The organism is Vibrio sp. 1580, from assembly GCF_033340055.1.
This window is the reverse complement of sequence record NZ_JAWOVT010000043.1, coordinates 1-2323: the sequence shown is the minus strand read 5'-3', so window position 1 is coordinate 2323 and position 2323 is coordinate 1. Positions and strand designations below refer to the sequence as shown.

The 2323-nt window shown below is 44.1% G+C and carries 1 protein-coding gene and 1 tRNA gene; one reads left to right on the top strand and one right to left on the bottom strand.

All coding sequences use genetic code 11. The features are described from left to right. The first annotated feature begins 1 nt into the window (after position 1). Positions 2–77 (top strand) — tRNA-Asn (locus tag R7093_RS23865). Between the two features lie 248 nt (positions 78–325). On the opposite strand, the gene R7093_RS23860 is transcribed toward R7093_RS23865, so the two are convergent. Continuing rightward, positions 326–1762, bottom strand: a complete 1437-nt coding sequence (locus R7093_RS23860) for an NAD-dependent succinate-semialdehyde dehydrogenase (protein ID WP_080960149.1) — start codon at positions 1760–1762, stop codon at positions 326–328. Positions 1763–2323: the final 561 nt, after the last annotated feature.

Sequence of the window (2323 nt, the reverse complement as noted above, 5' to 3'; positions counted from 1 at the left end):
TTCCTCCTTAGCTCAGTTGGTAGAGCGACGGACTGTTAATCCGCAGGTCGCTGGTTCGAGCCCAGCAGGAGGAGCCATATTAGAAGAAGCCGCATCACTTGATGCGGCTTTTTTGTATTAGTTTAAAGCTAAGCTCTCTCCTACCCCATAACGAAATAACATAAGCGCTTTGATTATTAAAAACCGCTTACCGCAAGCTAACTATCGACTCACTAAATAACCAGAAAATATTAACCACAAACGCGCGTGGCAAATGGTATGCCTTTCAACTAAAAAAAAGCCAGGTAAAAACCTAGCTTTTTAGTTCAATCGGCCATCTCTGAAATCAGCTTAAACCACCAAGACAAATATACTTTGTCTCCAGATATTCATCGAGTCCTTGCTTAGCACCTTCCCGTCCAACACCCGACTCTTTAACTCCACCAAATGGAGCCACTTCAGTAGAGATGATCCCTTCATTCACTCCAACCATGCCGTACTCTAAACCTTCACTAAAAGTCACAATACGCTTCAAGCTATTCGTATAGAAATAGCAAGCCAAACCATATTCTGTATCGTTCGCCATTTCGAGAACTTGATCATCATTTTCAAAGGTAACAATAGGCAACACAGGCCCGAATAGCTCTTGCTGAACAATCGACATATTCTGCGTCACACTATCCAAAAGAACGGGCTCCATAAAGCGACCATGCCGTCTCTGTGGAGAGTTAGCAATAGAGGCTCCTTCTTGTACAGCTTGATCGATCACCGCCTCTAGTCGATGCTTAGAGGCCATCGTAATAACAGGACCTAATGTGACATCTTTCTCTAAACCATTGCCAAGCTTTAATTTGCTTAACTTCGACAATACTTTATCAATAAAAGCTTGTTTTACATTTTTATGAACATATAACCGATTGGTACAAACACATGTTTGCCCTGCATTACGGAACTTCGACGCGACAAGCCCTTCCGCAGCCGCATCTAAGTCTGCATCTTCAAACACGATGAAAGGCGCATTACCACCCAACTCCATCGACACCGCCTTGACTGAATCACTGGCTTGCTTCATCAAAATTTTCCCGACTCGCGTAGACCCCGTAAAAGAGATCTTCTGAATCCTAGGATCAGTACTTAGTACTTGACCAAACTCAGCAGCCTGCTCCGACACCAAGACAGAAAGCAGTTCTTTAGGGATACCAGCCTGATAAGCTAATTCAACAACAGCAATTGCAGTGAGAGGGGTAAGCTCTGATGGCTTGATCAACATGCCACAACCTGCCGCTAGGGCTGGTGCTGCTTTTCTTGTAATCATCGCAATAGGGAAGTTCCAAGGTGTAATTGCAGCGCATACTCCCACAGGCTGGCGAATTGCAGATAGACGTCTATCTGTCGTGGGGGCAGGAATAACTTCGCCATAAGCACGTTTTGCTTCTTCTGAGAACCACTCGACAAAAGAGGCACCATACATCACTTCCCCTTTGCTCTCAGCTAAAGGTTTACCCTGCTCTAAGGTAATAATCGTGGCTATGTCTTCTGCATTATCAAGAAGTAGTTGATACCACCCCCTCAAACGACGAGAGCGCTCTTGGGCACTTAATTTAGCCCAACGGACTTGCTCCGTTTTGCACTGACCAATGAGATCATCTAACTCATCAAGAGTACTAGGCTTTAACCGAATTAACTCTTGCTCAGTTGCAGGGTTGATGACCACAATTCCCTCTTCGGAAGACCATTGCTTAAATACAGATTTCAGCGTTTCATTTTTTATTTGTTGCATCATCAAACATACTCCTCAAGAACTCCTCTTAGGTTAATCGCTACTAGCAAGTTCAGCAAAGAAAACAAAGTTTTCTAAAAGGCATTAATTTTCGGAAGACTTAGCTCTCTTCCTCACTATATTTCGCGAAATTGCGTAATCCACGCAACGACGGTCCCGCTCTAAACATGGAAGCAATGAATGTTTGAGAAATAAGATGTAGAAAATTATTGTTTAAGAGAGACGCTAACAAAACACGCAGTGAGGAAGACTATTCATTCTATTACGGTTGAGGGCGAGTGTTATAAAGACTCATTGTTCAAATGACCAATCTTTCAACGAGGACAGGATACAAACTCGGAGTAATTGGAAGTGCAGGCAGCAGGCTCATCTTCCTGAGAAACTCATGTGCCAAAAGGGTAAAGAAAGTCGTATTGTCTCGCCTTCAATGTGTAAATGCATTTCTAGGGGACACGACCAAACGAAAAAGCCCCAGTCTTTCGACTAGGGCTTAATATAAGTGGCGGAGTGGACGGGACTCGAACCCGCGACCCCCGGCGTGACAGGCCGGTATTCTAACCAACT